The organism is Pseudomonas sp. B26(2017) (assembly GCF_002113045.1).
Lineage (GTDB): Bacteria > Pseudomonadota > Gammaproteobacteria > Pseudomonadales > Pseudomonadaceae > Aquipseudomonas.
Genome location: NZ_NEJJ01000014.1, coordinates 166,490 through 190,221 on the forward strand (window position 1 = coordinate 166,490; position 23,732 = coordinate 190,221).

27 protein-coding genes and 1 pseudogene are annotated in these 23,732 nt (G+C 61.0%); 11 read left to right on the forward strand and 17 right to left on the reverse strand.

Translation table 11 applies throughout. The annotated features are described in order from the left end of the window. The first annotated feature begins 26 nt into the window (after positions 1 to 26). Together CAF79_RS21075 and CAF79_RS21080 are read left to right on the forward strand one after the other, a co-directional pair. On the forward strand, positions 27 to 851 hold the full coding sequence (locus CAF79_RS21075) for an alpha/beta fold hydrolase (RefSeq protein ID WP_085700120.1): 825 nt from the start codon (positions 27 to 29) through the stop codon (positions 849 to 851). Between the two features lie 32 nt (positions 852 to 883). Beyond that, positions 884 to 1,921, forward strand: coding sequence for a hypothetical protein (locus tag CAF79_RS21080; RefSeq protein WP_085700121.1), 1,038 nt, complete (start codon positions 884 to 886; stop codon positions 1,919 to 1,921). Positions 1,922 to 1,955: 34 nt separating this feature from the next. On the opposite strand, the gene dsbG is transcribed toward CAF79_RS21080, so the two are convergent. The 5 genes from dsbG to CAF79_RS21105 form a co-directional block, all read right to left on the reverse strand. Next, positions 1,956 to 2,726 (reverse strand): thiol:disulfide interchange protein DsbG, encoded by a 771-nt coding sequence (dsbG, locus tag CAF79_RS21085; protein WP_064378573.1) that lies wholly within the window; start codon positions 2,724 to 2,726, stop codon positions 1,956 to 1,958. After that, positions 2,702 to 3,574, reverse strand: coding sequence for a TlpA disulfide reductase family protein (locus CAF79_RS21090; protein ID WP_085700122.1), 873 nt, complete (start codon positions 3,572 to 3,574; stop codon positions 2,702 to 2,704). The genes dsbG and CAF79_RS21090 overlap by 25 nt, the downstream gene beginning before the upstream one ends. Further along, positions 3,574 to 5,304: a protein-disulfide reductase DsbD gene (gene dsbD / locus CAF79_RS21095; RefSeq protein ID WP_085700123.1), complete on the reverse strand. Its 1,731-nt coding sequence runs from the start codon at positions 5,302 to 5,304 to the stop codon at positions 3,574 to 3,576. Before dsbD ends, CAF79_RS21090 begins: the two co-directional genes overlap by 1 nt. A 109-nt stretch (positions 5,305 to 5,413) precedes the next feature. Further along, entirely contained in the window at positions 5,414 to 6,094 is a 681-nt protein-coding gene (locus CAF79_RS21100) for a hypothetical protein (protein ID WP_085700124.1), read from the reverse strand. Between the two features lie 153 nt (positions 6,095 to 6,247). After that, positions 6,248 to 6,931 (reverse strand): hypothetical protein, encoded by a 684-nt coding sequence (locus tag CAF79_RS21105; protein WP_085700125.1) that lies wholly within the window; start codon positions 6,929 to 6,931, stop codon positions 6,248 to 6,250. Between the two features lie 324 nt (positions 6,932 to 7,255). Between CAF79_RS21105 and CAF79_RS21110 the strand changes: the two genes are divergently transcribed. From CAF79_RS21110 to CAF79_RS21130, 5 genes are all read left to right on the forward strand, one after another. Then, on the forward strand, positions 7,256 to 7,936 hold the full coding sequence (locus CAF79_RS21110; protein ID WP_085700126.1) for a response regulator: 681 nt from the start codon (positions 7,256 to 7,258) through the stop codon (positions 7,934 to 7,936). Continuing rightward, positions 7,936 to 9,258, forward strand: a complete 1,323-nt coding sequence (locus tag CAF79_RS21115) for an ATP-binding protein (protein WP_085700127.1) — start codon at positions 7,936 to 7,938, stop codon at positions 9,256 to 9,258. Before CAF79_RS21110 ends, CAF79_RS21115 begins: the two co-directional genes overlap by 1 nt. A 106-nt stretch (positions 9,259 to 9,364) precedes the next feature. Beyond that, positions 9,365 to 9,850: a GNAT family N-acetyltransferase gene (locus CAF79_RS21120; protein ID WP_085700128.1), complete on the forward strand. Its 486-nt coding sequence runs from the start codon at positions 9,365 to 9,367 to the stop codon at positions 9,848 to 9,850. 141 nt (positions 9,851 to 9,991) lie between these two features. Further along, positions 9,992 to 11,404 (forward strand): aspartate aminotransferase family protein, encoded by a 1,413-nt coding sequence (locus CAF79_RS21125; protein ID WP_085700129.1) that lies wholly within the window; start codon positions 9,992 to 9,994, stop codon positions 11,402 to 11,404. Between the two features lie 83 nt (positions 11,405 to 11,487). Then, positions 11,488 to 11,712 carry an MbtH family protein gene (locus CAF79_RS21130; RefSeq protein ID WP_007917715.1) on the forward strand — a complete coding sequence of 75 codons (225 nt, stop codon included), beginning with the start codon at positions 11,488 to 11,490 and terminating at the stop codon, positions 11,710 to 11,712. Positions 11,713 to 11,932: 220 nt separating this feature from the next. Here CAF79_RS21130 and CAF79_RS21135 read toward each other — a convergent pair whose 3' ends face one another. The 11 genes from CAF79_RS21135 to soxR all read right to left on the reverse strand — a co-directional run bounded on the left by CAF79_RS21135 (position 11,933) and on the right by soxR (position 20,580). Then, entirely contained in the window at positions 11,933 to 12,832 is a 900-nt protein-coding gene (locus CAF79_RS21135) for a metal ABC transporter solute-binding protein, Zn/Mn family (RefSeq protein WP_085700130.1), read from the reverse strand. Beyond that, positions 12,833 to 13,732 (reverse strand): metal ABC transporter permease, encoded by a 900-nt coding sequence (locus tag CAF79_RS21140; protein WP_085700131.1) that lies wholly within the window; start codon positions 13,730 to 13,732, stop codon positions 12,833 to 12,835. Then, positions 13,732 to 14,562, reverse strand: a complete 831-nt coding sequence (locus tag CAF79_RS21145) for a metal ABC transporter ATP-binding protein (protein ID WP_085700132.1) — start codon at positions 14,560 to 14,562, stop codon at positions 13,732 to 13,734. The genes CAF79_RS21140 and CAF79_RS21145 overlap by 1 nt, the downstream gene beginning before the upstream one ends. Next, the gene (locus CAF79_RS21150; protein WP_085700133.1) at positions 14,559 to 15,488 is read right to left on the reverse strand and encodes a metal ABC transporter substrate-binding protein; all 930 of its coding nucleotides are present in this window, start codon (positions 15,486 to 15,488) and stop codon (positions 14,559 to 14,561) included. Before CAF79_RS21150 ends, CAF79_RS21145 begins: the two co-directional genes overlap by 4 nt. Before the next feature lie 35 nt (positions 15,489 to 15,523). Then, positions 15,524 to 16,090, reverse strand: coding sequence for a DUF6162 family protein (locus CAF79_RS21155; RefSeq protein ID WP_085700134.1), 567 nt, complete (start codon positions 16,088 to 16,090; stop codon positions 15,524 to 15,526). After that, positions 16,087 to 16,419 carry a hypothetical protein gene (locus CAF79_RS21160; protein WP_085700135.1) on the reverse strand — a complete coding sequence of 111 codons (333 nt, stop codon included), beginning with the start codon at positions 16,417 to 16,419 and terminating at the stop codon, positions 16,087 to 16,089. Before CAF79_RS21160 ends, CAF79_RS21155 begins: the two co-directional genes overlap by 4 nt. Continuing rightward, entirely contained in the window at positions 16,416 to 16,958 is a 543-nt protein-coding gene (locus tag CAF79_RS21165; RefSeq protein WP_085700136.1) for a thiamine pyrophosphate-binding protein, read from the reverse strand. Before CAF79_RS21165 ends, CAF79_RS21160 begins: the two co-directional genes overlap by 4 nt. Next, a complete protein-coding gene (locus CAF79_RS21170) occupies positions 16,955 to 18,154 on the reverse strand; it encodes a PepSY domain-containing protein (RefSeq protein WP_085700137.1) in 1,200 nt (399 codons plus the stop codon). Before CAF79_RS21170 ends, CAF79_RS21165 begins: the two co-directional genes overlap by 4 nt. Positions 18,155 to 18,407: 253 nt before the next feature. Next, positions 18,408 to 19,283: an alpha/beta fold hydrolase gene (locus tag CAF79_RS21175; protein ID WP_085700138.1), complete on the reverse strand. Its 876-nt coding sequence runs from the start codon at positions 19,281 to 19,283 to the stop codon at positions 18,408 to 18,410. Positions 19,284 to 19,426: 143 nt separating this feature from the next. Continuing rightward, positions 19,427 to 19,885: a VOC family protein gene (locus tag CAF79_RS21180; RefSeq protein ID WP_085700139.1), complete on the reverse strand. Its 459-nt coding sequence runs from the start codon at positions 19,883 to 19,885 to the stop codon at positions 19,427 to 19,429. A gap of 236 nt (positions 19,886 to 20,121) precedes the next feature. Beyond that, complete coding sequence (gene soxR, locus CAF79_RS21185) at positions 20,122 to 20,580, reverse strand: redox-sensitive transcriptional activator SoxR (RefSeq protein WP_085700140.1); 459 nt, start codon at positions 20,578 to 20,580, stop codon at positions 20,122 to 20,124. Positions 20,581 to 20,670: 90 nt separating this feature from the next. Here soxR and CAF79_RS21190 point away from each other — a divergent pair, with 90 nt between their 5' ends. Further along, entirely contained in the window at positions 20,671 to 21,036 is a 366-nt protein-coding gene (locus CAF79_RS21190; protein ID WP_085700141.1) for an antibiotic biosynthesis monooxygenase family protein, read from the forward strand. Between the two features lie 103 nt (positions 21,037 to 21,139). Here CAF79_RS21190 and CAF79_RS29755 read toward each other — a convergent pair. Continuing rightward, positions 21,140 to 21,224: pseudogene (locus tag CAF79_RS29755) on the reverse strand (hypothetical protein); the annotation flags it as partial. 124 nt (positions 21,225 to 21,348) lie between these two features. Between CAF79_RS29755 and CAF79_RS21195 the strand changes: the two are divergent. The 3 genes from CAF79_RS21195 to CAF79_RS21205 all read left to right on the forward strand — a co-directional run bounded on the left by CAF79_RS21195 (position 21,349) and on the right by CAF79_RS21205 (position 23,708). Further along, positions 21,349 to 21,618 carry a hypothetical protein gene (locus CAF79_RS21195; RefSeq protein WP_085700142.1) on the forward strand — a complete coding sequence of 90 codons (270 nt, stop codon included), beginning with the start codon at positions 21,349 to 21,351 and terminating at the stop codon, positions 21,616 to 21,618. A 102-nt stretch (positions 21,619 to 21,720) separates the two neighbouring features. Beyond that, a complete protein-coding gene (locus tag CAF79_RS21200; protein ID WP_085700143.1) occupies positions 21,721 to 22,335 on the forward strand; it encodes a LysE family translocator in 615 nt (204 codons plus the stop codon). A 206-nt stretch (positions 22,336 to 22,541) separates the two neighbouring features. Continuing rightward, positions 22,542 to 23,708: an aminotransferase class V-fold PLP-dependent enzyme gene (locus CAF79_RS21205; protein ID WP_085700144.1), complete on the forward strand. Its 1,167-nt coding sequence runs from the start codon at positions 22,542 to 22,544 to the stop codon at positions 23,706 to 23,708. Positions 23,709 to 23,732 lie beyond the last annotated feature (24 nt).

Sequence of the window (23,732 nt, forward strand, 5' to 3'; positions counted from 1 at the left end):
CAGTTTCTTTGCCACGGGGGTTATCGATGCCTTTTTTCACGGTTGACGGACAGGCGCTTCACTACATTGATCAAGGCACAGGCCCGGCGGTATTGCTGGCCGGTAGTTACCTGTGGGACCAGGCCATGTGGGCGCCGCAGATCGCCGCGTTGTCACCGCACTACCGGGTGATTGCACTGGATCTGTGGGGCCATGGCGAATCCGGTCATTTGCCTGAAGGCACCGCTTCGCTGGACGACATCGCGCGCCAGGCGCTGGCCTTGCTCGATCATCTGGATATCGATCAGGTTACGCTGGTCGGGCTGTCGGTCGGCGGCATGTGGGGTGTGCGTCTGGCGTTGTCGGCGCCGCAGCGGCTCAACGGACTGGTGTTGATGGACACCTACGTCGGCGTCGAGCCGGAGCCGACTCGCCAGTACTATTTCTCGCTGTTCAAACTGATCGAGGAAAGCGGCGGGATCTCCGAGCAACTGCTGGATATCGTGGTGCCGATCTTCTTCCGGCCGGGCATCGATCGAGCGTCGGCGCTGTATCAGGACTTTCGCGCGAAACTCGCGGGTTACTCCGCTGAACGTCTGCGTCAAAGCATCGTGCCGATGGGGCGTATCACCTTTGGCCGTGATGATCTGTTGCCGCGTCTGGGCGAGCTGAATGCGGCCACCACGCTGGTGGTCTGCGGCGATCAGGACAAGCCACGCCCGCCGTCGGAAGCACAGGAAATGGCTGAGCTGATTGGCTGTCCGTGTGTGCTGGTGCCGGAGGCGGGGCATATCTCCAATCTGGAGAATCCCGAATTCGTGACGGAGGTGTTGTTCAGCTTTTTGAGTGAGCGCAATCGAAATACGCTGTAATTGCGCATGGAATTTCATTTTAAGGGTCTGGCGTGAAGCAATTCTTCTGGCGCGATCTTGAAGATCTGCAAGGACAATGGGGTGGGCTTAGCGTCGAGATCAGTGGCCCCCCGCAGGGCAAACCACAACTGCATCTGCGAACGGGTAACAATGCTCGTCTGAAACTGATGTTCAACGAGAGCCCTTTGCTTTGGGGAACGATAGCGACTTCGTATTACGGTGCCTGGCTGGTACGCAATCCGATGCCGATGCACTGGGAGTCGCCACCCGTTCCTGCCATTGACTCTGCACAGGTCGAACACCATCGCCATTTGCCTGCTGGGCAGCGGATGAAGGCCTGGAGTCGATACTTCATCAACCAACTGATGGAGTATCAGGCGGACTTTCTTTATCCCGGGCAATGGGTGGCACGGCCAATGATGCCTGTGGCCGTGCCAGGACAACGTGGCGAAGGTGTGAGCAACTGGTATTTCTCGACAGAGCAAGAGATGACCAGTCATTTACCGAGATGGTCAGCTCGTGGTGACGGCATTCTCGACAATCTTCAGCCACGATCGGTGGAGTGGCTCGACTGGGATTTGGGCAATCTGATTGGTCTGCACACGGTCGATCCGTATGCCGGGCGTATGAAGTGGTGGCGCAAGAAGGCGAGAGAGGACAGCCTGCCCCCCGTCTTGCTGTGGTACGTCGGCGCCTTGTGTTCTTACGTGATTATCGACGGTCACTATCGATTGCAGGCCGCGCTGGCTGAAGACGTCAAACCGACGTTTATCGTTTTGAGTTCAACTAAAACCCATCCATTCACGCTGAATCCCGATACTCAACAACGGGTTCTCAATTCCCTGATGCTGCAAAGCGAAAGGAATCCGGGATTTGATGTACGAACTTTGAACCAGGCGTTGATCCACAACTTCGATGATCGGCCCTGCCACTCAGCAAAAACCCATGCCTGGGCCGGCATACTATCGGACGTGGAGTGGTCGCAAGAGGTGACGCAGTTTTTGCTCGAGCGCGAAGCGACAGGCGAGCTGGATGACATCCTGGGCCGGTGTCAGCCGAGTAAGTGGTGACGGCTCCAGCAGCGTTTGCCGGAGCCGCCAATCATTATTTCGGGCCGAGAATCTTCGCCAGCTTGTCCGGCGTCGGCGCGCCTTGCTGTTGTTGCAGTTCGCCCTTGTCGTCCATGTAGAAGATCGCCGGGGTGGCCTGCAATTCCAGGTCTTCCATCAACTGCATGTTCGCCGCGAGTTTGGTCTGCACGGCAACCGGAATGTCCTTCAAGGCCTTGAGGGTGCTGGCCTTGCCGGCCTTCTCGTGATCTTCCAGAGCTTTGCTCGGGTCCTTGGCGGCGAGCAGGGCGGCGGCTTTGGCCGGGCTGTCTTCGCGGATGATGCCGACCATGATGTGTCGCAGCTGCACCTTGCCGGCCTTGACCCATGGACGTGCCTGTTCCCAGAACATGTTGCAGTACGGGCAGTTCGGGTCGCTGAACAGATACACGGTGCGCGGTGCATCCTTGTTGCCGTCCTGAATCCAGTTGCTGGCTTCGAACTTGGCCCAGACTTCCTTGGCCATTGGCGCATAGACCAGTTTTTGCAGTGGCGCGCTGCTGAGGTCATTGCCGTCGGCGTCGTACAGGTTGCCCAGCAGCACGTGCTTGCCGTCCGGCGTCAGGTACAGCGCCATGCCGCGGTTCTGGTATTGCGCGGCGTAACCACGCAAGCCGTCGGGGGCGTCGAACTGGCCGACGATTTTTGCGCCCTTGGCTTCGATTTTCTTGATCGCTTCAGGCAGTTCTTCAGCAGCCTGGACCGACGGCAAGTGCAGCAGGGCTGCGCTCATGGTCAGTGTCAGCAGGTGGCGGAGGCGGGGCATGGCAGTTTCCTTGAAGAAGAGGTGGCCGGATTCGGGCTGGAAGCCGGGGTGTCGAAGTTTTCCAGGGCGCGGGCCAGGCTGGCGTTCGACAACTCGCCCAGATGGCTGCCCAGCAGGCGACCGTCCGGGCTATAGAACAGCGTAGTCGGCAGTGCCATGGAGCCCACGGCCTGGCCGAGGCGTCCGCTGCGGTCAAACAGCACGTTGCTCAGGCTCAAGCCCTGGGTTTCGAGAAATGTGGCGACGCTTTGCATGCTTTCGGCCTGGTTGACGAACAGGAACGTCAGGTCCGGGCGTTGTTGCTGGGCGTTTTCCAGCACCGGCATTTCCCGGCGGCACGGCGGACACCAGGTGGCCCACAGGTTGATCACCAGCGGCCCGCCCTGATAGTCGGTGAGTTTCACGGTTTTTCCGGCGGCGGTGCGCAGGGTGATGTCCGGCAGGCGCGTGCCTTGCTCGTAGATGTTCAGCGACAGGGTCGCCAGCACCCAGAACGCCACACCGCTGACCACGCCGAAACCCAGCGGTCGACGCAAACCCGGCCGGCGCCAGCCGCGATACAGCGCCGCCAGCAACAGCACGATCACCCCCGGCCAGGCGAGAAAACCGCCGTCGCGCAGGTCGATGATCTGCCACAGATCGTTGCGATAGTGCCCCCAATACACCGCGACAAACGCAATGCGCGCCGCCAGCATGCCGAGCAGAAACAGGCTGAACAGCGCCGACTCGGGGTTGTCGCCGCCGCGCTTGGCCACCCGCCAGCCGACGAAGGTCGCCAGCGCCAGCGCGCTGATCAGCAGCAGGTGGTTGAGTGCGATGGCAAAGGTGCCGAGGGTGAAGGTCAGCATTAACGGGCGTCTCGGGTGGTGGTCCAGCGTTGCAGGAAAGTATCGGCATCGACCTCGCCGGTGATGCGCTGGCTGCGGCGCTCTTCACCGTCGGTGCCGATCCACACGAAACTCGGTGGCCCCGGCACTTTATAACGACCGAGCAGTTCGCGGCTGGCGGCATTGTCGGCGGTGACGTCGAGTCGGAGCAAGCGCACATCACTCAAGGCCTGCATCACTCGAGCCTGGCCGAACACCTGTTTCTCCATGACTTTGCACGACGTGCACCAGTCGGCGTAGTAATCGAGCAATACCCACTGGCCCTGCGCTTTGGCGGTGTCGAGCTCGCGTTGCAGGGCGGCGGGATCCTTGATCGTCGTGAAGGCTTCGTGGCCGCTGGGCGCCGCAGATCCGGCGCGTCCGGCGCTGTACACCTGCAACGGTTGATACGGATCGTCACTGCCGCCCGCCGCACCGACCACCAGCAGACTGCCCCACAGGCCCAGCAACAGCGAGCCGGCGCCAAACAACTGCGCCACGCGACCAAAGCCGCCGGATTGTTTCCAGGCACTGTAAGCGGCGATCAACAGCAGCGCACCGCACAGGCCCAGCCACAGCGAAGGTTGCAGCACCGGACGCAGCATCAGCAGCGCGGTAGCGAGGAACAGGAAACCGAATACGCCTTTGAGCAGATTCATCCACGCGCCTGGCTTTGGCAGGAAGCGATTGCCGACCGTTACCAGCAACAGCAGCGGCACGCCGATACCGATGCCCAGGGCAAAAAGAATCAGACCGCCGTGCAGCGCGTTGCCACTTTGCGCGATGTAGAGCAGGGCACCGGCCAGCGGCGCGGTCATGCACGGGCCGACCAGTAAGCCGGACAGCGCGCCCAATACGCCCGCGCCGACCAGACTGCCGCCGCGCTGGCTGCGCGAGGCGTGCTCCAGCCGATCCCGCAGGGCCACCGGCAATTGCAGTTCGAAGAAACCGAACATCGGCAGCGCCAGAACCACGAACACTGCTGCGAACGTCCCGAGCAGCCACGGGTTCTGCAACCACGCCTGCAGGTTCGCCCCCAGCAGCGCGGCGATGACGCCCATCGCCGCATACACCAGCGCCATGCAAACCACATAACTGCCGGCCAACGCGAAACCGCGACGCGGCGTTGCACCACTGCCCACCACCATGCCCGCCAGAATCGGCAGCATCGGCAACGAACACGGCGCAAACGCCAGCAACAGACCGAGGCCGAAAAACACCAGCAGACTCCAGCCCAGCGAGTGCTGCTGCAGACCGCTGGCCAGTGCCTGATCCGGTGCTTCATCTGTCGTTGCTGCGGCTTTGCCGCCGAGATCGATCACTCGCGTCTGCGGGGGATAGCAAAGGCCGGCGTCGGCACAGCCCTGATAACTGACCTTTATCCGGCCCGTGGCGGCCGCCGGGGTTTTCAGCTCGAGGCCCTGGCGGTAAACCGGTTGTTCACCGAAATACTCGTCGCTATGGGACTCGCCTTCTGGCAGGGCCGGGACGTTTTGCGTCGCCAGCCCGTCGAACTTGAGGCGCTTCTGATACAGGTAGTAGCCGTCGGCGATTTGCCAGAACAGCTGGGTCTCACCGGATTCCAGACGTTCCGAGGTCAGCACGAATGCCTTGTCGACCGGCAGGAACTCCGGTTTTGACGCAAAAGGATCATTACCCGCTTGGGCCAGACTCGAAATCAACAGTGCAAACAGTAGAAAAAAATGACGCATGGAGGAGCCTTGTCCCTGTGCAATTGAGGGGCACAATGGGCGGCGGCGATTAACCGATGATTAACCGCGACGCCCAATCCGCTCCCCTGCGCACAGAGCAATTTACCTGTCAATCAAACAAACCGGGCCATGTTTCTTCATCGATCGGATGGGGGCCGCTGGCTTTTCGGGTCTTGAGGTCAAATCTCAGATATTCTTCGTCGGTCAAGAAAATGTAAAAATAAGTATCGAAGACCGGGTAATTATTCAGTGCGGTTGTAACGATCCGGTCTTTGTACTTTTCGAGAAAGCTCCATTCGGAATTGGCCATTGACAGTACTTTGACTTTTCTGGGGATTCCAGGGTTGTATTTGAAATAGCGTCCGTCGTTCAGTAGAACCCAGTAGGTGTGCTTGACGTCCGCCTTTTCATCCAGCATGACACCGACAATTTTGTGGAAGAAGTTTCCTAGTGGCCACCAATCGGTATCTGAAAGTTTCTTTTTGAATACCACACTGGAAGTAATCTGGGAGAACTTGCAGGCCATCGGAGTTTCGCCGTCGTAGTAAAAGAACCAGACCATGTCGCCTCCGCCGGCACTGTGCCAGTCCGGGCTTGGCACGGTGAATCCGAACCTCAGGTCGTCCACGTGCTGTTCGAAATCCCCCCAGTGCCCCTTGATCAAGATGGGGTGATGTTTTTCGAGACGATTATCGCTGAGACTGAAACTAGCGAACATGTCGGTGCCTTTAAAGAAGAAAAAGATACGATCGGGGCCGTTGCGCCAATCGATAGAGACGAAGTTATCCATGGTTGTTTTTCTTTTAGTTGGTTGAAGAGTTGTTTGTGGTTGAAGCGGTTCGTATGGGTGTTGGTGAACGCCAGATATGAATTCTGTGCAGGGAGTTAATGTTGAAGGTTCTATTAATCGCGTCGCAGAAATATTCTGGCGTCCTGCATGATTTCAATCGTGTGGGAGGCCCGGCCAACTTTCATCGTCGATTTGGATCGGGCCGTGTATTTTTTTAGACTCGTGCTCATATCGCAAGTACTCATTGCCGTGCAGGAAAATATAAAAGTACCGATCGAACGTTGGATAGTCATTCAAGACTGCTGTCATCATTCGATCACTGTATTGTTCCAGGTCGGCCCAGTCGCTGCCTTCGAGGGGGATGACTTCCAGTGTCATGCTGGTGTAATCGTAGGACAGGTAATTCCCGTTATTTAAAAGTACTCGGAGTTCATCGACGGATGAAGTCGTTTGTCGCCGCATGACACCAATGATGTTTTTGAAATATGGAAGTAGTGGGGCCCATTTGGAATCGGCAACGGTGGTGTTGGAGATTACGCTGTCAGTCTGTTGAAGGAACTGGCACACACACGGAGTATCATCCTGGTAGTAAAAAAGCCAGAGGTGGTCGATGCTGTTATTCCAGCTGGGTTCAGTGGTCGTAAAGCCGAAGCGCAGATCAGCGGCGGAGATGATGTGGTCGCCCCAGTTTCCTCTCACCGGTAGTGGATAGCCACTGTCGGCTTTGTTGTCGCCTAAGGAGAAACGAGAGTATGAGTTGTGCTCTTTGAAGAAAAAGAAAATTCGGTCTGGGCCAGCGCACCAGTCAACGGCGACAAAGTTGTTCATTTTTGGCATGTCTCAATTCCTTTGGATTAGATGGCGGCTTAGGGTATAAGCCTGTTTTGTTGGTTGTTTTGTGTTTGTGTTTTTCGATGTTGAGAGTATCGATGAATATTCAAATTTGGAATGGTTGCAGGTGGGAATGTATGTTTCAAGTTGATGCTTTTTTGGGGGGCGGGTAAAGATGAATATATAAGTGTTAACGTTATATGGAGTGTCAGGCACTTGGCAGATGGAAAAGGCGACACGAAATACGCCTTGCCTGAACTCAATCCCTCGTCATAATTTGACCTTAATCCTTGCCTGCTTGACTCATGTTTTTATTCAGAGAGCCTCCCCATGCACGTACTGGTTTGCGAAGACGACGAGTTGATCGCCAGCGGCATCGTCGCCGGCCTGACTGCCCAGGGCCTGACGGTCGAGCACGTCAATACGGCTTCAAAGGCGCGGGCGATCCTCAAGGTTGCCGAGTTCGACGTGATGGTGCTCGATCTCGGGTTGCCGGACGAAGATGGCCTCAAACTGCTGCAGCAACTGCGTCAGCAGGGGCTGGAAATTCCGGTGCTGATCCTCACCGCGCGGGATTCTGTCACCGACCGGGTCGACGGTTTGCAGTCCGGTGCCGACGACTATCTGCTCAAGCCATTCGATCTGCGCGAATTGTTCGCCCGTCTGCAAACCCTGCTGCGCCGGGTGGCCGGGCGCAGTGTCAACCTGATTGAGCACGGTGCGCTGACCTATGATCCGAGCAGCCGCGAAACTACGTTGGCAGGCCGCTCGATTGATCTGTCCCGGCGTGAACAGTCGTTGTTGCAGGCCTTGCTGCACAACCGTGGCCGGGTGCTGTCCACCGAGCAGTTGAAGGACAGCGTCTACGGCTTCAACGATGAACTGGAAAGCAACGCGCTCAACGTGCACATCCACCACCTGCGCAGCAAACTGGGCAAGGGCATCGTCGAAACCGTGCGGGGGCTGGGTTATCGCCTGGGCCCGGCCGATGGCGGAGACCCTGACAAGTGATGAGTCTGCGCCTGCGCCTGAGCCTGACCCTCGGCGCCGCGTTCGCGCTGATCTGGGCCCTGGCGGCTGCCTGGATGCTCAGCGACCTGCGCAACCAGATGATGTTTTCCCTCGACCAGCGCCTGGTGGCGTCGGCACGCATGGTCGCCGGTTTGCTGGAGCAATTGCCGGCCATTCCGAGCAAAGGCGAAGGCACCCACTTCAGCGCCGAACAATTGAACATTCCCGGCGGCATGGCCTGTCAGGTCAGTTCGCTGCGCGGGGAAATCCTCGCCCGCAGCCACAACAACCCGGAGCAGGCGCTGGAAGCCCGGAAGATGGGCTTTCACGATCAGATGATCGACGGTGCGCCATGGCGCAGCTTTACTCTGGCCCGGGGCGATGTGCGGATCACCACCGCCGACCGGGTGATCGAGCGCGAAGCCCTGAACATGTCGATCCTGCTGGCGGCCTCGGTGCCGGTCGGCGTGGCGCTGCTCGGCTGCCTGTGCCTGCTGTGGCTGGGGATCGGCCAGGGCCTGGCACCGCTCAATCGCTTGCGTGAAGCCTTGATGCGCCGCAACGCCGATTCGCTAGAGCCGTTGCAGTTGCAGTCATTCCCCAGCGAACTGAAACCGCTGCTCGAAACCCAGAACCAGTTGTTCCAGCGCATCGGCAAGACCATCGAGCGCGAACGTCGCCTGACCGGCGATGCCGCCCATGAACTGCGCAGTCCGCTGACGGCGATCAAGACCCACCTGCAAGTGGCGCGCATGACCGAAGGCAGTGCACGGGATCAGTCTCTGGCCCGGGCCGAAGAGGGCGCCGACCGCCTGCACCGGACCCTTGAGCAATTGCTGTTGCTGGCGCGGGTCGAAGGCAGTCTGTCGTTCGACGACGGCGTCCAGTGCAGTGCCGAACAGGTGGCGAAACTGGCGATTCAGGACTCGGCCAGCGACCAGCGCCAGCGCATCAGGCTGCACCTGCCTGAACGCTTGTCCGCTGCGCCCCTGCAAATGCCGGCAGTGTTGTCGATCGCAGCCTTGCGCAACCTGTTGGATAACGCTCTGCGACATACCCCGACGGACGGCGCGGTGGAACTGAGCCTGGAAACCTCCGCCTCTCATGTGCGTTTCGTGGTGCGCGATCATGGGCCGGGGATTGCGCCGGACGATCTGCAACATCTGACCCAGCGCTTCTGGCGCAACGGCCAGAGCACCGGTTGCGGACTGGGACTGGCGATTGTCCAGGCCATCGTTCAACGCTGCGCCTGCACCCTGCATTTCGACAGCCGCCCGGATGGCTTGCGGGTCGAGCTGACCATGCCGCTGCAACCGCTCTGACGTTTGCCAGGCACATCAAATGTAACCTCTCTCCATTAGTCATCTGCTGGCCGCGACGTTATTGTCGCTCCAGTCTCTGACTCAATGGATTGAGGGAAACAGCGCCATGGAAGCACCCGTCTACATCTGTCCCGCCACCCCCGCCGACGCCGGCATCATCAGCCGGATTCTCGAACGCTCGATTCGCGTAGGTTGCGCGCTCGACCATCGCAACGATCCACAACTGGTCGACCGCTGGATCCGCCGACAATCGGCGGAACACATCAGCGCCTGGCTCGCCGATCCGCGTCTTTACCTGAACATCGCGCTGCTGCAGGACAAACCTGTCGGTGTCGGCATGGCCGCAGCCAATGGCGAGATCACGTTCTGTCATGTGCAGCCGGAGTGGTTTCGTCGCGGTGCGGGTCGCGCACTGATGGGCGATCTGGAGGGGTGGCTGCGGATTCGTGGCCAGCCTCGCGTCACGCTCGCCAGCACGCGAACCGGCGCGGCGTTCTACCGGCGCCTGGGTTATCGCGAAACGGCGTCTCCCCTCATACAACACGGCGTTGTGACTCTGCCGATGCACAAGGCGCTGGCAATCTCGGCCTGACATTCGATCAAGGGTGTAAATCCTCAACACGCTGGTGCGTTTCCAGAACAGGAAAACCTGCATGTGCGCCCCGCGACCGGAACGCGCACTGCCTGGTGTGCAGTTTTGGTCACTATCCATAGCGTATTGAGGGGTCGAGAGATGTCAGTCGCCACCAGCCTTATCGAAGAGTCGTCGGCCCGGATCGCCTCCGCGCCGGCGGAAACGCTGTATCAGTTCAATGAGTCGCCGTTGTTGGCCCGTCAGAGCCAGCAGGAATCCAATGCCCGTAGTTACCCGCGGCGCATTCCGCTGGCGTTGAAACGCGCCAAGGGTCTGTACGTCGAGGACGTCGAGGGCCGGACCTTCATCGATTGCCTGGCGGGTGCCGGCACTCTGGCGCTGGGGCATAACCATCCGGTGGTGATCGAGGCAATCCAGCAGGTGCTGGCCGATGAGCTGCCGCTGCATACCCTGGACCTGACCACACCGGTGAAAGACCAGTTTGTTCAGGACCTGTTCGGCCTCTTGCCTCCCGCCTTGGCCAAGGAAGCGAAAATCCAGTTCTGCGGCCCGACCGGCACTGACGCCGTGGAAGCCGCGCTGAAACTGGTGCGTACCGCCACCGGACGCAGCACCGTGCTGTCGTTCTCCGGCGGTTATCACGGCATGAGTCAGGGCGCCTTGAGCCTGATGGGCAGCCTCGGTCCGAAGAAACCGTTGGGCGCATTGCTCAGCAACGGCGTGCAATTCATGCCGTTCCCGTACGACTACCGTTGCCCGTTCGGCCTCGGTGGCGCGGCGGGCGTGAAGGCCAACCTGAGTTACCTGGAAAACCTGCTCAACGACCCGGAGGCTGGCGTGCAATTGCCGGCCGCCGTCATCGTTGAAGCGGTGCAGGGCGAGGGCGGTGTGATTCCGGCGGACATCGAGTGGTTGCGCGGTCTGCGCCGCATCACCGAAAAGGTCGGCGTGGCGTTGATCATCGACGAAATCCAGAGCGGTTTCGCCCGCACCGGCAAGATGTTTGCCTTTGAACACGCCGGCATCACGCCGGATGTAGTGGTGCTGTCCAAAGCCATCGGCGGCAGCCTGCCGCTGGCCGTGGTGGTCTATCGCGACTGGCTCGACACCTGGCAGCCAGGCGCCCACGCCGGGACGTTCCGTGGCAACCAGATGGCGATGGCCGCCGGTTCCGCGGTGATGCGTTACCTGGTCGAACACAAGGTCTGCGAACACGCCGCCGCCATGGGCGAACGCTTGAGTGAACACCTGCACATCCTGCAACGCGATTTCCCGCAACTGGGCGATATTCGTGGTCGTGGCCTGATGCTCGGCGTCGAGCTGGTCGATCCGAATGGCACCCCGGATGCCTTGGGCCATGCACCGGCCTTCGCACGTCTGGCGTCCCTGGTTCAGCGTGAATGCCTCAAGCGCGGGCTGATTCTGGAGCTGGGCGGGCGACATGGCGCGGTGGTGCGCTTCCTGCCGCCGCTGGTGATTACCGCCGCCGAAATCGATCGCGTCGCCGAAGTCTTCGGCCGTGCGCTGAGCGCCGCGACCGCCAGCCTGTAAATTTTTCGCCGCGTCGAACGTTCTTTCTACATACCCGGCTGCACCCGTCGTGCAGCCCACCCTTCAAGCGATGGAGACACAGCATGACGTCAGTATTCGACCGCGAGGACATCCTCTTTCAAGTCGTGGTCAACCACGAAGAGCAGTACTCGATCTGGCCGGACTACAAGGCCGTGCCGGAGGGCTGGCGCACCGTCGGCAAGAGCGGCCTGAAAAAGGAATGCCTGGCCTACATAGAAGAAGTCTGGACCGACATGCGCCCGCTGAGCCTGCGCCAGAAGATGGAAGCGCAAGCGGCTGCCCAGTAAGTCTCCAGCCAAAAAGAAACCCGCTGAACCGAGAACGGTCAGCGGTTTTTTTCATGTCTGGAAGATCGGCCTTGATGATCGTTCCCACGCTCTGCGTGGGGAATGTCTCATTGGACGCTCTGCGTCCGCTTCGGAAGGGACGCGGAGCGTCCCGGGCTGCATTCCCACGCGGACGGTTCGACGCCTCGACGTGGGAACGATCAACGGGGGGCGACTGGCGTTACGCGCCGCTCAAGCCCTTGAGCAACACATCCACATTCCCTTCCAGCTCCCCCACCGGGTCCGCCGCATCGGTGCTCAGCACCAACAGCTGACTGCCCGATTCGGCGATCGCCGCTTTCACCGCGTCCGACGGCTGCCGATGGTGCAGCACCACCGCTACGTCATTGTCTTTCAGTGTGGCGGTCAGTTTTTTCAGATCTTCTGGCGTCCATTCGGCATCCGGACGCGCATCCTGTCCGATCAGTTCCAGATTCAGGCTGCCGATCAGATAACCGAAGTGGTCGCTCAGGCTCATCACGCTCAGGTTATCGGCACTGGCCAGACGCGCCTCGCTGTCGGCACTGAGTTTCAGCAGACGCTGTTTCAGCGCCGCCAGATTGGCCTCGATCTTCGGTTTGTCCTTCGGCGCCAGGCGCACCAGATCCGCTGCCATCACGTCAGCCATGCGCCCCATGTTGTTGCTCGCCAGCCACGGCTGGCTGTTCAGGCCGTCAACCTTGAGCCCCGGTTGTACGGCAATGCCGGGCAAGGCGCCGTCCACCGGGCGCGCCGCGTCGACTTCTACGATGCGGATATTGCTGCGGCGGGCGATCGGGTACAGCGGATCATCGGCCCACAGCGAGCGCACGCCGATCACTGCGTCGGCGCCGGTGGCCAGTTTGCTCAGCGCGGGGGCGCCGCGCCCGGTGAAGTAAGCGGTCTGACGGCTGCCCGGCAGATTGGCCGGCGCAGCGCGTTCGAGGCTGATGTCGGTGCCCTTGAGCAGGACTTCGCCCAGACCATAAGTGATGGGCAACGAGGCCAGCACCCGCAACGGTTTCTCGGCCGCCAGCAGAGGGCTCGAAACTGCGCCGCTGAGGGCGATGGCCAGGGTCAGTTGTCGCAATGAAAAAGCCATTTATCCAAGGTTCCCTTTCAGACTGGGGACGACGCCCCGGGCAATCGCAGCGATGGCGAAGGCGATACCGGCGACCAGAATGATCGCGGCGCCGGACGGAATCGGCAGGTCGAACACGATCGGTGCGAGAATCCCGCACAGCGTGCTGACCGTGGCAATCAGCACCGAACACCAGAAGAACCCCTTGAGCGACTGGCTGAGCAAGCGGGCGGCCGCTGCCGGAATCACCAGCAGGGCGCCGACCAGAATCGCGCCGATGACTTTCACTGCCGCGACGGTGATCAGCGTCACCAGAATCACGAACAGGTAATCCAGGGTTTTCACCGCGACACCGCGCACCGCCGCCAGTTGCGGGTTGAAGCTGGCAAGCATGATCCGGTTGTACAACGGCAGGGCCAGCGCCATCACCAGTGAACCGACAATCGCCAGCACCAGCAGGTCGTTGCCGTTGACTGTCAGCACCGAGCCGAACAATACGTTTTCCAGAATGTGCACGTTGATCTTGCCCGCCAGGATCAGCAGCAGGCTGGCACCCAGCGCCAGAGACACCGAAAGGAACACGCCGATCAATGTGTCCGGAGCCAGGCCGGTACGGTTGCGCAGGTAATTGAGCAGGATGCCGAACAGCAGGCAATAGCCGAACAGGCTGCCGTAAGGCCCGGTGTAGGGTTCGCCGAGCAGAATGCCGATGGCCACGCCGGTCAGCGCCGCGTGACCGACCGCCTCGGAAAAAAACGCGAAGCGCTTGACCACCACCAGCGTGCCGAGGCCGCCGAGCACCGGGCCGATCAACAGGCCGGCGAGCAGCGCGTTGACCACAAAACCGTAGGCCAGGGCTTCCGGCAGGTAACCGGACGACGCCCAGCCCTGCACCGTCAAACGAAAGGCTTCATAACTCATCAGACAGCGCTCCGTGGATGGGTCGAGAACAGGGTTAGCAGACGCTCCGGGGTCAGGGCCTGTTGTGGCGTGGCGTCGAACAGCACGCGGCGGTTGAGGCCGGTGACGCGATTGGCCAGGCGCCCGACCGCTTCCAGATCGTGCTCGATCCACAGCACGGTGACGCCCGTCGCGCGCCAGTCGCCGAGCAAACGCTCGAACACCTGGATCCCGGCTTCGTCGAGGGCCGACATCGGTTCATCCAGCACCAGCAATTGCGGCGCCGGAATCAGACCCTGGGCGAGCAGCACCCGCTGGCGTTCGCCACCGGACAGCGCGCCCATCCGGCGCTTGCGCTTGTCCTGCATGCCGACCCGCTCCAGTGCATTACCGATGGCGCCGGCGTAGCGTTTGCTCAATCCGAGAAACGCCGGGCGACGCTGGCACATGGCGGCCATGAAATCATCGACGGTCATCGGCAGGCCGCGATCAAACTCCAGCGCCTGCGGCACGTAGCCGATGGTGCCGGGCTCGCCGGGCCATTGCAGGCTGAGCCGGCCCTGATGGGGCATTTGCCCGAGCAGAGTCTTGATCAGCGAACTCTTGCCGCCGCCGTTGGGGCCGACCAGCGCATGCACGCTGCCGGGCTGCACTTGAAAGGTGACCTTGTCGAGGATGGTCGTGCGGCCGAGGGTCAGGCTGACGTCGGCGAATTCCAGAGTCGGGCCTGATACTCGTGGGAGCGAGCTTGCTCGCGAATGCGGTTTCTCATCCAACGGCGACGTTGACTGAATGGACGCTTTCGCGAGCAAGCTCGCTCCCACAGGGAGTTCGATTTCTTTTGAAGTCATGCGCCGGACTCCTGAATCGCCCGAACCACGGTGTCGAGGTTGCCGGTCATTTCCTTTTCGTACTTGTTGGCGGTGTATTCGCCGTAGGAAATGTGCGACAGCGGGTACAGCTTCACACCGGACTCGCGCTGGATGGTTTCGACGTAGGTAGACGGGAAGTCCATCTCGGAGAAGATCACTTTCACGTCCAGCTCGCGCAGTTGGTCAATGGTTTTCTTCAACTGGCTCGGGCTCGGCTCAATGCCATGGGCCGGCTCGACCACGGCGGTGACTTCCAGACCGAACTCGCGCAGCAGGTAGTCATAAGCGGCGTGCACCGTGGCCACTCGCAATTCGGCGTTCGGTGCCTGGGTCAGCTTGGCCAGAGCGTCGGCGCGCATCTGCCGCAGGCGCTTGCCGTAGGCGCGGGCGTTCTGGGTGTAGGTCCTGGCGTTGTCCGGGTCGAGCTTGCCCAGTTCACGGGCGATGTTGTTGACCTGGGCAATCGAGGCACTGATCGACAGAAACGTGTGCGGGTTCACCACTTTGCCGGCACCGCGCGCGGCAACCCCGGTGGCGGCCAGCAATGGCACGTTTTCGTTGGCCTCGATGGTCTTGATGTTCGGCGTTTCGCTGGCGGCGATCATGCGGTCGGCGAAGTCGTCATGCCCGACTCCGTTGAGCACGATCACATCCAGCCCGCTGATGCGCTTGATGTCTTCAGCACGCGGCTCGTAGGCGTGCGGGTTGAAGCCGGCGGGAATCAGCGGCACGACCTCGGCCTTGTCGCCGACGATGTTCGCTACATAGCTGTAATACGGATGCAGGGTGATGCCGATGCGCAGGCGCTTGGCCTGATCGGCGCTGGCCAGCGGGCTCAGCAGGCAGGCGCACAGACCGATCAGCAGCAGGCGCAGGAAGGGACGGCGTTGAGATGAACTAGGCATGGGCAAGCGGTCTTCTCTCGAATGAAGGCGAGGGTTCAATGACGATGTTCGCGGGTCACGCCGGCTTCGAATTGCGCGACGATCTGTTTCCAGCCGGCAGTGGACAGCGCTGCGTCGGACAGATCTGTCGGCGCTTGCAGGTCGGTGGCGCGGTTGAGCCAGATATCCGGTGCGGCGTCGTTCAGGCGCATCAGAAACGACCCGGCCACGGCCGGAGCCTGGCTGTGGCCGAAGTAGGCGCGGTCGGCCAGCAACTGCCAGGCATGACTGCCACGACTGACCGAGCTGGCATCCTGGGCGAATGGCGCGAACCCTTCATCTGCAAGGTCCTGCGGGGTCGGCAGCGCTTGCTGTTCTTCACGCAGCAGGCGGATCTCGTCGAGGGTCACCCGCAAGTCGGCATAGATGCCTTGCTCGCTGGCGCCGAGGTCGCGGCGGGCATCCAGCTGATGGCTGGAAACCGGCTCGGGCTCGTGGGAGACGCCGCGCCATGCCACTACTGATCCGGCGACAGCCAGGATCAGCAGGCACATCAGCAGCACGTTGAGGGTTTCGTGCCCGGCACCGGCCGGGCGTACAACCTGGGTGGTCGGTGTGGTCATGGGGCTTCGATATCCGCTTGGTCGATTTCGACCACATGGCCGGGGCCGGCGTCGAACAACACGTAGAACTCGGCGCCGGGTTTCTTGAAGGTCAGGGTCGAATCGGCGCCGAGCTTGCCGGGCACCAGGATGGTTTCGTCGTAGCCGATCACATCCAGGGTCACCCCCGGCGCGCCGCTGCCGTCGGAGAAACCGCCGGTGCATTTGATCTGCTCGGCGTCGATGGCCTTGCACTCGCACATCGGGTTGTGGGCCAGGGCACTGGCGCTGAAACCGGCGCACAGCGCCAGCAGTGCAGTGCGGATGCTCAGTCGGAAAGGACGGCTCATGGTTTGGCTCCTTGTTTGTTCAGCCAGGCGAGGGTGGCAGGCGAGGCCTGGCTCAGCGGGATCGAGGCTTGATGCATGCTGCCGTCCCAGCCTTCCATGGTGATCCACAGTTCGGCGTCGGCAGCGGTCTTTTCCGGCACCGGCAGCTGGGTGCCCATGCGGTAAGGCGTGCCGAAGAAAATCACCCCGGCCGCGCGCAGGCTGCGAGGTTTGCCGATGCGCAGGTACGTCGCCTTGACGTGGTCGACACAGGCATCGCAGAGGGCCGCGTTGAAATCTTTCATGTAGCCGGCCGGCCCGCTCAGGGTCGGTGCCTCATTGCGCAGTTCGGCCAGTCGCAGGCTCCAGGGACCGACCTGGATTTCGCCGATCTCCCTTTCACCCAATCCGCTGTCTCCGCGAAACAGCGAGGCGTCGGCGAAGTATTTGGGCATGAAGCCCAAAGGGATCAACAGCAACAGCACGTTGATGTGGAAGCGCCATTTGTGCCAGATCACGCTCAGCCGTGAAGGCTGAGCCACGGGAGTGGACTTGCTCACAGGTTGGCCTCCGACGTTTCACGGCGCAGGGCGGGTTGTGCCTGTACGCGCTGTTTCTTGTGCTCGCGCTTGAGGGCGTTGGCGGTGGCCAGCGCAGTGCGCTTGGTCCAGATCAACAACCCGCTGAGGACCATCATGCTCAGCAGCAGGCCGAAGAAGAACCAGATCAGCTTGACCCACAGACCGCCGAAGTCACCGGTGTGCAGCGGGCGCATGGATTCGGTGACGAACTCCAGCGACGTGCGATCGGACAACAGCCGCGAAGCCGCCACGTCACCGCTGTACGGGTTGAGCGTGGCGGTCTGGTACATCAGCGGATACCAGCCGCGCCCGCCGATATCCAGATGCGCGTAGGCATTGCCCGGCAGGCTGATGAAGCTGGCTTCGAAGCCGGGGATTTTTGTCCGGGCGATTTCGATGGCGCGGTCCAGGCTGATACGCGGCGGGGGCAAACCGTCGCTGGACTGCGGCACGGCTTCGCGAGACATGGCCGGAATGATCGGCTCGCTGGAGATGGAAATCTGGTTGTCAAACAGCAGCGCCTGGATCAGGAACCAGGTGCCGGTGATCGAAATCACCGCGATGAACCAGATCGACCAGATGCCGCTGAGGCGGTGGAAGTCGCCCCAGAAAATCCGCGCACCGTGGCGAATGCGTAAGGTCGGGCGGAAGAAACCTTTCCAGAAACGCTTGTACACCACCAGTCCGGTCACCAGCGACGCCAGCATCGGCAGGCCGAGGAACGACACCAGGTACCAGCCCCAGCTGAAACCGTTGGTGAACGGCACCAGCCACCAGCCATGCAGTGCGCGGGTGAACGCCTTGAAGTTGAAGCTCGGCGCCGTGCCCTGGATCACGCCGGTGTACGGATTGACGTAGACCGTCAAGGAACGCCCGTCGGGGTAGCTGACGTCGACGTCGAGGGCAAAGTGCGATTCGTCCGGGCGGTTGATGCTTTGCACCACCGTCTGCGGTTCGGCTTTTTTGATTTCGGCGAGGATCTGGTCGTAACTCAGGCGCGGTGCATCATCCGACGGTGCACTGGCGCGCATTTGCGGGTTGGCCAGCCAGACGATCTCCTGGCTGACCACCGCCAACGTGCCGGTGACGCAGACGATCAGAACGAAAAACCAGATCGGCAATGCCAGCCAGCTGTGTACCAGGAACCACAGTTTCGAGCGGGATTTCTTCGACATGATGACGGGTCTTGATTCAGTGAGAGGACTTGACGCTACGGGCTTCGCAGCGCGGCAGTCCCTGAAGGGCCGGTCGTGGCTTTTGCCTACGCGACCGGCCCGCATTTCTATAAGACGGATGACCGAAGCAAATCCCGATAAGCGATATGAAAGTAAATGTTTCGCGATTGCAGGTGGCGGCTGCGCGGGGCGGATTTGCGAGGAGAGGGCGAAGCAGCCCGGCAGCGCATGCCGCCGGGTTGGAGGAGGGAAATCAGCAGAGAAAATCGAGCGCTTCGACGAGCAACAGTTCAGGGACTTCTTCGGCGAGGTAATGCCCGGCAGGCAGGGCCTTGCCCCGTACGTTGGTGGCCACCTGTTCCCATTCCCTGAGCGGATCGAAGCATCGACCGACGGTGCCCTCGGCGCCCCACAGCACCAGCAATGGCAGGTTCAAGTGACGACCGGCCGCGAGGTCGGCGCGATCATGTTCCAGGTCGATGCCGGCACTGGCCCGATAATCTTCACAAATTCCGCGAGCGCTGCCGGGACGTTCCAGGCAACGCCGATATTCGCTGAACGCCTCATCGGTAAAGGGTGCCAGCCCGGCGCTGCGGCTGCCCATGACACTGCGCAGGTAACCTTCGGGATCGGCTTCGATCAGGGTTTCCGGCAGCGGCGCCGGACGGATCAGGAAGAACCAGTGCCAGTAGGCCCGGGCAAAGGCTTCGTTGGTCTGGGCGTACATCGCCAGCGTGGGGGCGATGTCGAGCAGGATCATACGCTGCACAACCTCGGGATGATCGAGAGCCAGGCGATGGGCGACCCGGGCGCCACGGTCGTGGGCAAGGATCGAGAAATGCTCGAAACCCAACGCTTTCATCAATTGCACGCCGTCGCGGGCCATCTCGCGCTTGGAGTAATTGAGGTGAGCCTCATCGGCCGGCGGGCGACTGCTGTCGCCATAACCGCGCAGGTCTGCAGCGACCACGGTGAAATGTTCGGCCAGTTGCTCGGCGATCTTGTGCCAGATGACGTGGGTCTGCGGGTGTCCGTGCAACAGCAGCAGACCCGGGCCGCTGCCTTTGATGCGGTAGCTGATGTCCACGCCGTTGACGAGGCGATGGTCTTTGACGAATCCGGCAAACATCTGGAGTGATCCTTTATTCAGGCGAGTGGCCTGCATCCTGAAATCGCCGGGCGTTCATGACAAGCCGTGAAGCGTGGTTCGACGGTTCATGAATCGTGTTTGCCGATCCCCGCGCGCTGCGCGGGAATGGACACTCGGCATTGCTAACCCTGCTGGAACATCTCCTTCGCCCGCTGCTCGATCTGCGCCTGGGTCAGGTCCTCCTTGCGCGTGGCCAGGAACCACAGATGCCCGTACGGATCTTTCAATGTCCCGCTGCGGTCGCCGTAGAACTGATCCTTGACCTCGGACACCGAGGTCGCGCCGGCATCCAGCGCGCGCTGGAAGGATTTGTCGACATCGGTCACGTACAGATGCAAACCGACCGACACCGCTGTGTCCGGATTGCTCAGCGGTCCTTGATCGCATGGCGAACCGAGCATGATCGCGCTGTCGCCGATGCGCAGTTCGGCGTGGCCGATGCCGCCGTCGGGCATGCTCAGGCGCATCACTTCGGTGGCACCGAACGCTTTTTTATAGAAGTCGATGGCTTCGGCAGCTTTGTGAATGCCGAGGTACGGGGTAATGCTGTGGTACCCCTCGGGAATGGGTTTGACGCTCATGGCGGTGCTCCCTGTTATTTGTTGCCTGGTTTTTATTAGAGGTTGAAGGTATGCCTTCGCCGGGGTTGCCGGTCGCTCAACTATAGATCCGTGCCGCCGCCGTGACCGGGCAGCCGACGAGCAGCCCCGCAACGCCGGAACGGAGCCCAAATGCCGACCACAAAAATCGCCGCTGGCGCTGGCGTTCCTGTTCGCTGACTACGCGCGGGAAGCGGAAACCCGTGGCGTGGGAACCTTCACTTTGGAACGTCGAGAAAATGCGCTCCGGGCCCCTGTTCGCCCAGCACATCGCCCTGATTGCGCAGCGGGCAGGCCTCCATAGACAGGCATCCGCAACCGATGCAACCGGTCAGCCGATCACGCAGCAGCACCAACTGATTGATCCGCTCGTCCAACTCCCGCCGCCACTGCTCCGACAACACTTTCCAGTCCGCCGCCGTCGGCGCGCGGTTATCCGGCAACTGTTTCAGCGCCTCGCCGATTTCCGCCAGTGGAATGCCCAGCCGTTGCGCCACCTTGATCAACGCCACCCGCCGCAGCACCTCCCGAGGATAGCGGCGCTGGTTGCCGGCATTGCGCTGGCTCTTGATCAAACCCTTGGATTCATAAAAGTGCAGGGCGGTAACCGCCACGCCGCTGCGGGCCGCGACTTCGCCGACGGTCAATTGCTTGTGCAGATTTTCCGCAGTGATCATTTGAAAATTGCCCCTTGACCTCTAGTTAACTCGAGGTTTTACCCTGCACGCCTTCGAATCGCAAGATTCGTCTGACAGAGTGGGGATGTCATGCAAGCACCAGCGAAAAACCGCAGCTTTACCCAATTGATCGAATTTGAAATCGAACCCGGCCAGCAACCGGCGCTGGTCTCGGCGCTGGCGGTGCAGACCGAACGCCTGGCCCAGCGTTACCCCGGCTTCGTCAGTGCCAGCGTCCAGGCCAGCGACGATGGCCGGCGAGTGTTGAGCTTTCTGCAATGGCAGTCCCGCGAGGCGGGAGAGGCCGCGTTCCAGAGTTTCGAGACCGGCGAGCAGGACTTCTGGCAACTGATCCGTACTCATCAGGCGCGCACCGTGACCTTCGGCTCATTCCAGGTACTGAGCAGCATCGCCCGCAGTCACGACGATGGCTTGCACTGCCAACTGGTCGGCTAGATCGGCAGCTGGATAAGGCGCTCGCCTTGCGGGTTGGCCGCAGGGCGCTATTTGTTCACCGCCAACTCGCCGATCTTGATCAGCCGCGTGCAGGTCACGTTGCGGCTCCGCCTTGCAACACGCGGCGCCAGATCTTGAGGAATTCGTCGGTGACTTCGTAGCGCGCTGTGGCCGAGGAAACTGCCGTCACGAAAATATGAAATCAACCCTGTCCAAATTCCGATAGCCACTATTGAGAGCGTTGATTTCTGCCAAAGCGTGCCCGGGCGTAGCCTTTCTCCACCGACACACACCGCTCGCCAGGACACTCCCATGAATCGTTTACTGACTGTTTCGCTGATGCTCGCTGTCTCTGTTCTCGCCGGTTGCGCGAGCCACGTTTCCCCGGAATTGCGGCCTTACACTGCGGAAGAAACCCGGGAACTAGCCCTCGAAACCTTGAACCGTCGTGGTTTGTCCTTCGAGGAATACCACGCGAAAAAAGCCGAATTGCTCGGCCAGCCGCAGAAGACATTCGGTTTCGACAACAAGGGTGAAATGAGCGCCGAGCGGGCCGTACAGCTGCACGGTCGTCCTAGCTGATTCGCAACTGTACTGCTCGAAGTTTTACCCAACTGTCCGTGGGTTTGCGCGGCGCCGTGGGATAGGGTCAACACCTGAATGACCCCTGACGGACTGCCTGCCATGACCCTCTCGCTCGACCTGCTGCTGGGCTTCGCCCTGTTTGCCCTTGTCACCTCGATCACGCCGGGGCCGAACAACACCATGTTGCTGGCATCGGGCGTGAACTTCGGTTTTAACCGCACCATCCCCCATATGCTCGGCATTACCTGCGGCTTCTTCGTGCTGGTGGTAGCAGTGGGTTTTGGTTTGGGCGCGGTGTTCCAGACTTATCCTCTTCTTTATACGGCTCTGCGTTACGTTGGCGCGGCGTACTTGTTGTATCTGGCGTGGAAAATCGCCCATTCGGGCCCGGTCGGCGACAGCGAGCAGGGCGAAGCAAAACCGATCAGCTATCTCGGCGCGGCGGCTTTTCAGTGGGTCAATCCCAAAGCCTGGATCATGGCCATCGGCGCCATCAGCACGTACACGCCGATGCAGGGTTACTTCACCAATGTGATCGTGATTGCCGCGGTGTTTGCCATCATCAACCTGCCGAGCGTCGGTGTCTGGGCGGCGTGCGGAACGTTGCTGCGTAACGTGCTCAAGGATCGTCGCTGGCTGCGGGTGTTCAACTGGGGCATGGCGGCGTTGCTGGTGATTTCGCTGTATCCGTTACTCCTTGAAAGCTTTGGCTGACGCAGTGCTACAACCGCCGCCCCGATGCCTGTTAAAGTCGCGCTCAGGAGCGTTCCTACGCACTTTTAAATGAAGTTGTTCTTCTTTAACGGCATCCGATCAGGTATTGATGGCGCTCTCGAACCCGGACGCAGCTCACAAGGCTGCGCCGTGCCGTTTGTAGACACGAGCTTCCTGATCCCGGAACAAGCTCTGCGAGTCTTTTTATGAACACACGTCCGCTGTATTTCGATTACGCCGCCACCACCCCGGTGGACGAGCGGGTCATCCAGGTGATGATCGAGTGTCTGGGCTTCAACGGTAACTTCGGCAACCCGGCCTCCAGTTCCCACGCCTTCGGTCAACAAGCCCGACAAACGGTCGAGAACGCTCGGCGACAAGTCGCCGAACTGGTTGGCGCTCAGGCACAGCAGATTGTCTGGACCTCCGGCGCTACCGAATCCAACAACCTTGCCCTTAAAGGCGTGGTCCAGGCCCGTGGTGTGTCCGGCGGGCACATCATCACCAGTCAGATCGAACACAAAGCCATTCTCGATACCGCCCGGCAATTGCAGGACGCCGGTGTCGCCGTGACCTATCTGGTGCCGGACGCCGAAGGCCTGATCACCCCGCAAGCAGTCAGCGAAGCGATGCGCGATGACACCTTTCTGGTATCGCTGATGCTGGTCAACAACGAGCTCGGCACCGTCAACGACATCCCGGCCATCGGCGAAGTGGTGCGTGGGCGCGGGGCCTTGTTCCACGTCGATGCGGCTCAGGGCGCGGGCAAGGTCGCGATCGATCTGGCGCAATGGCCGGTGGACCTGATGTCGTTTTCGGCGCACAAGCTCTACGGCCCCAAAGGCATAGGCGCGCTGTACGTCGGCCCGCGTGCGCAACAGCGCTTGCAGGCGCAGATTCACGGTGGTGGCCACGAGGGCGGCTTGCGTTCCGGTACGTTGGCGACTCACCAGATTGCTGCCATGGGCTCGGCGTTTGCCTTGGCTGCCGAAGCTTTTGATGACGAGAAGAAAACCATCGTCGCGCTGCGCGAACGTCTGCTTGAACAACTGTTGAGCCTGCCCGGCGTGCGCCTCAACGGCAGCAGTACTCAACGTATCCCGCACACCTTGAGCCTGACCTTCAGCGAAGGCGAGTTCAACCCGGCGGCGCTGAGTCATTCAATTGCGTTTTCCGCGACTTCGGCCTGCAATTCCGCGAGCAACGCGCCGTCCCACGTCTTGCTGGCACTGGGGCACGATGCGCATCTGGCGGCGCGCACGATTCGCCTGAGCCTCGGCCGTTTCACCACTGCCGAAGACGTCGACAAGGCTGTAGAACTGATCAGGACCGCCTGCGCCAGTGCTCCGGCATTCTGGGCGACAAGGCTTTAACTCGCCGTCCTGGAACGGCACCGA

Coding starts and splice junctions, on each gene's coding strand:
- CAF79_RS21075 (WP_085700120.1), top strand. CDS start 27: ATGCCTTTTTTCACGGTTGACGGACAGGCGCTTCACTACATTGATCAA.
- dsbG (WP_064378573.1), bottom strand. CDS start 2,726: ATGCCCCGCCTCCGCCACCTGCTGACACTGACCATGAGCGCAGCCCTG.
- CAF79_RS21090 (WP_085700122.1), bottom strand. CDS start 3,574: ATGCTGACCTTCACCCTCGGCACCTTTGCCATCGCACTCAACCACCTG.
- dsbD (WP_085700123.1), bottom strand. CDS start 5,304: ATGCGTCATTTTTTTCTACTGTTTGCACTGTTGATTTCGAGTCTGGCC.
- CAF79_RS21100 (WP_085700124.1), bottom strand. CDS start 6,094: ATGGATAACTTCGTCTCTATCGATTGGCGCAACGGCCCCGATCGTATC.
- CAF79_RS21105 (WP_085700125.1), bottom strand. CDS start 6,931: ATGCCAAAAATGAACAACTTTGTCGCCGTTGACTGGTGCGCTGGCCCA.
- CAF79_RS21110 (WP_085700126.1), top strand. CDS start 7,256: ATGCACGTACTGGTTTGCGAAGACGACGAGTTGATCGCCAGCGGCATC.
- CAF79_RS21115 (WP_085700127.1), top strand. CDS start 7,936: ATGAGTCTGCGCCTGCGCCTGAGCCTGACCCTCGGCGCCGCGTTCGCG.
- CAF79_RS21120 (WP_085700128.1), top strand. CDS start 9,365: ATGGAAGCACCCGTCTACATCTGTCCCGCCACCCCCGCCGACGCCGGC.
- CAF79_RS21125 (WP_085700129.1), top strand. CDS start 9,992: ATGTCAGTCGCCACCAGCCTTATCGAAGAGTCGTCGGCCCGGATCGCC.
- CAF79_RS21130 (WP_007917715.1), top strand. CDS start 11,488: ATGACGTCAGTATTCGACCGCGAGGACATCCTCTTTCAAGTCGTGGTC.
- CAF79_RS21135 (WP_085700130.1), bottom strand. CDS start 12,832: ATGGCTTTTTCATTGCGACAACTGACCCTGGCCATCGCCCTCAGCGGC.
- CAF79_RS21140 (WP_085700131.1), bottom strand. CDS start 13,732: ATGAGTTATGAAGCCTTTCGTTTGACGGTGCAGGGCTGGGCGTCGTCC.
- CAF79_RS21145 (WP_085700132.1), bottom strand. CDS start 14,562: ATGACTTCAAAAGAAATCGAACTCCCTGTGGGAGCGAGCTTGCTCGCG.
- CAF79_RS21150 (WP_085700133.1), bottom strand. CDS start 15,488: ATGCCTAGTTCATCTCAACGCCGTCCCTTCCTGCGCCTGCTGCTGATC.
- CAF79_RS21155 (WP_085700134.1), bottom strand. CDS start 16,090: ATGACCACACCGACCACCCAGGTTGTACGCCCGGCCGGTGCCGGGCAC.
- CAF79_RS21160 (WP_085700135.1), bottom strand. CDS start 16,419: ATGAGCCGTCCTTTCCGACTGAGCATCCGCACTGCACTGCTGGCGCTG.
- CAF79_RS21170 (WP_085700137.1), bottom strand. CDS start 18,154: ATGTCGAAGAAATCCCGCTCGAAACTGTGGTTCCTGGTACACAGCTGG.
- CAF79_RS21175 (WP_085700138.1), bottom strand. CDS start 19,283: ATGTTTGCCGGATTCGTCAAAGACCATCGCCTCGTCAACGGCGTGGAC.
- CAF79_RS21180 (WP_085700139.1), bottom strand. CDS start 19,885: ATGAGCGTCAAACCCATTCCCGAGGGGTACCACAGCATTACCCCGTAC.
- soxR (WP_085700140.1), bottom strand. CDS start 20,580: ATGATCACTGCGGAAAATCTGCACAAGCAATTGACCGTCGGCGAAGTC.
- CAF79_RS21190 (WP_085700141.1), top strand. CDS start 20,671: ATGCAAGCACCAGCGAAAAACCGCAGCTTTACCCAATTGATCGAATTT.
- CAF79_RS21195 (WP_085700142.1), top strand. CDS start 21,349: ATGAATCGTTTACTGACTGTTTCGCTGATGCTCGCTGTCTCTGTTCTC.
- CAF79_RS21200 (WP_085700143.1), top strand. CDS start 21,721: ATGACCCTCTCGCTCGACCTGCTGCTGGGCTTCGCCCTGTTTGCCCTT.
- CAF79_RS21205 (WP_085700144.1), top strand. CDS start 22,542: ATGAACACACGTCCGCTGTATTTCGATTACGCCGCCACCACCCCGGTG.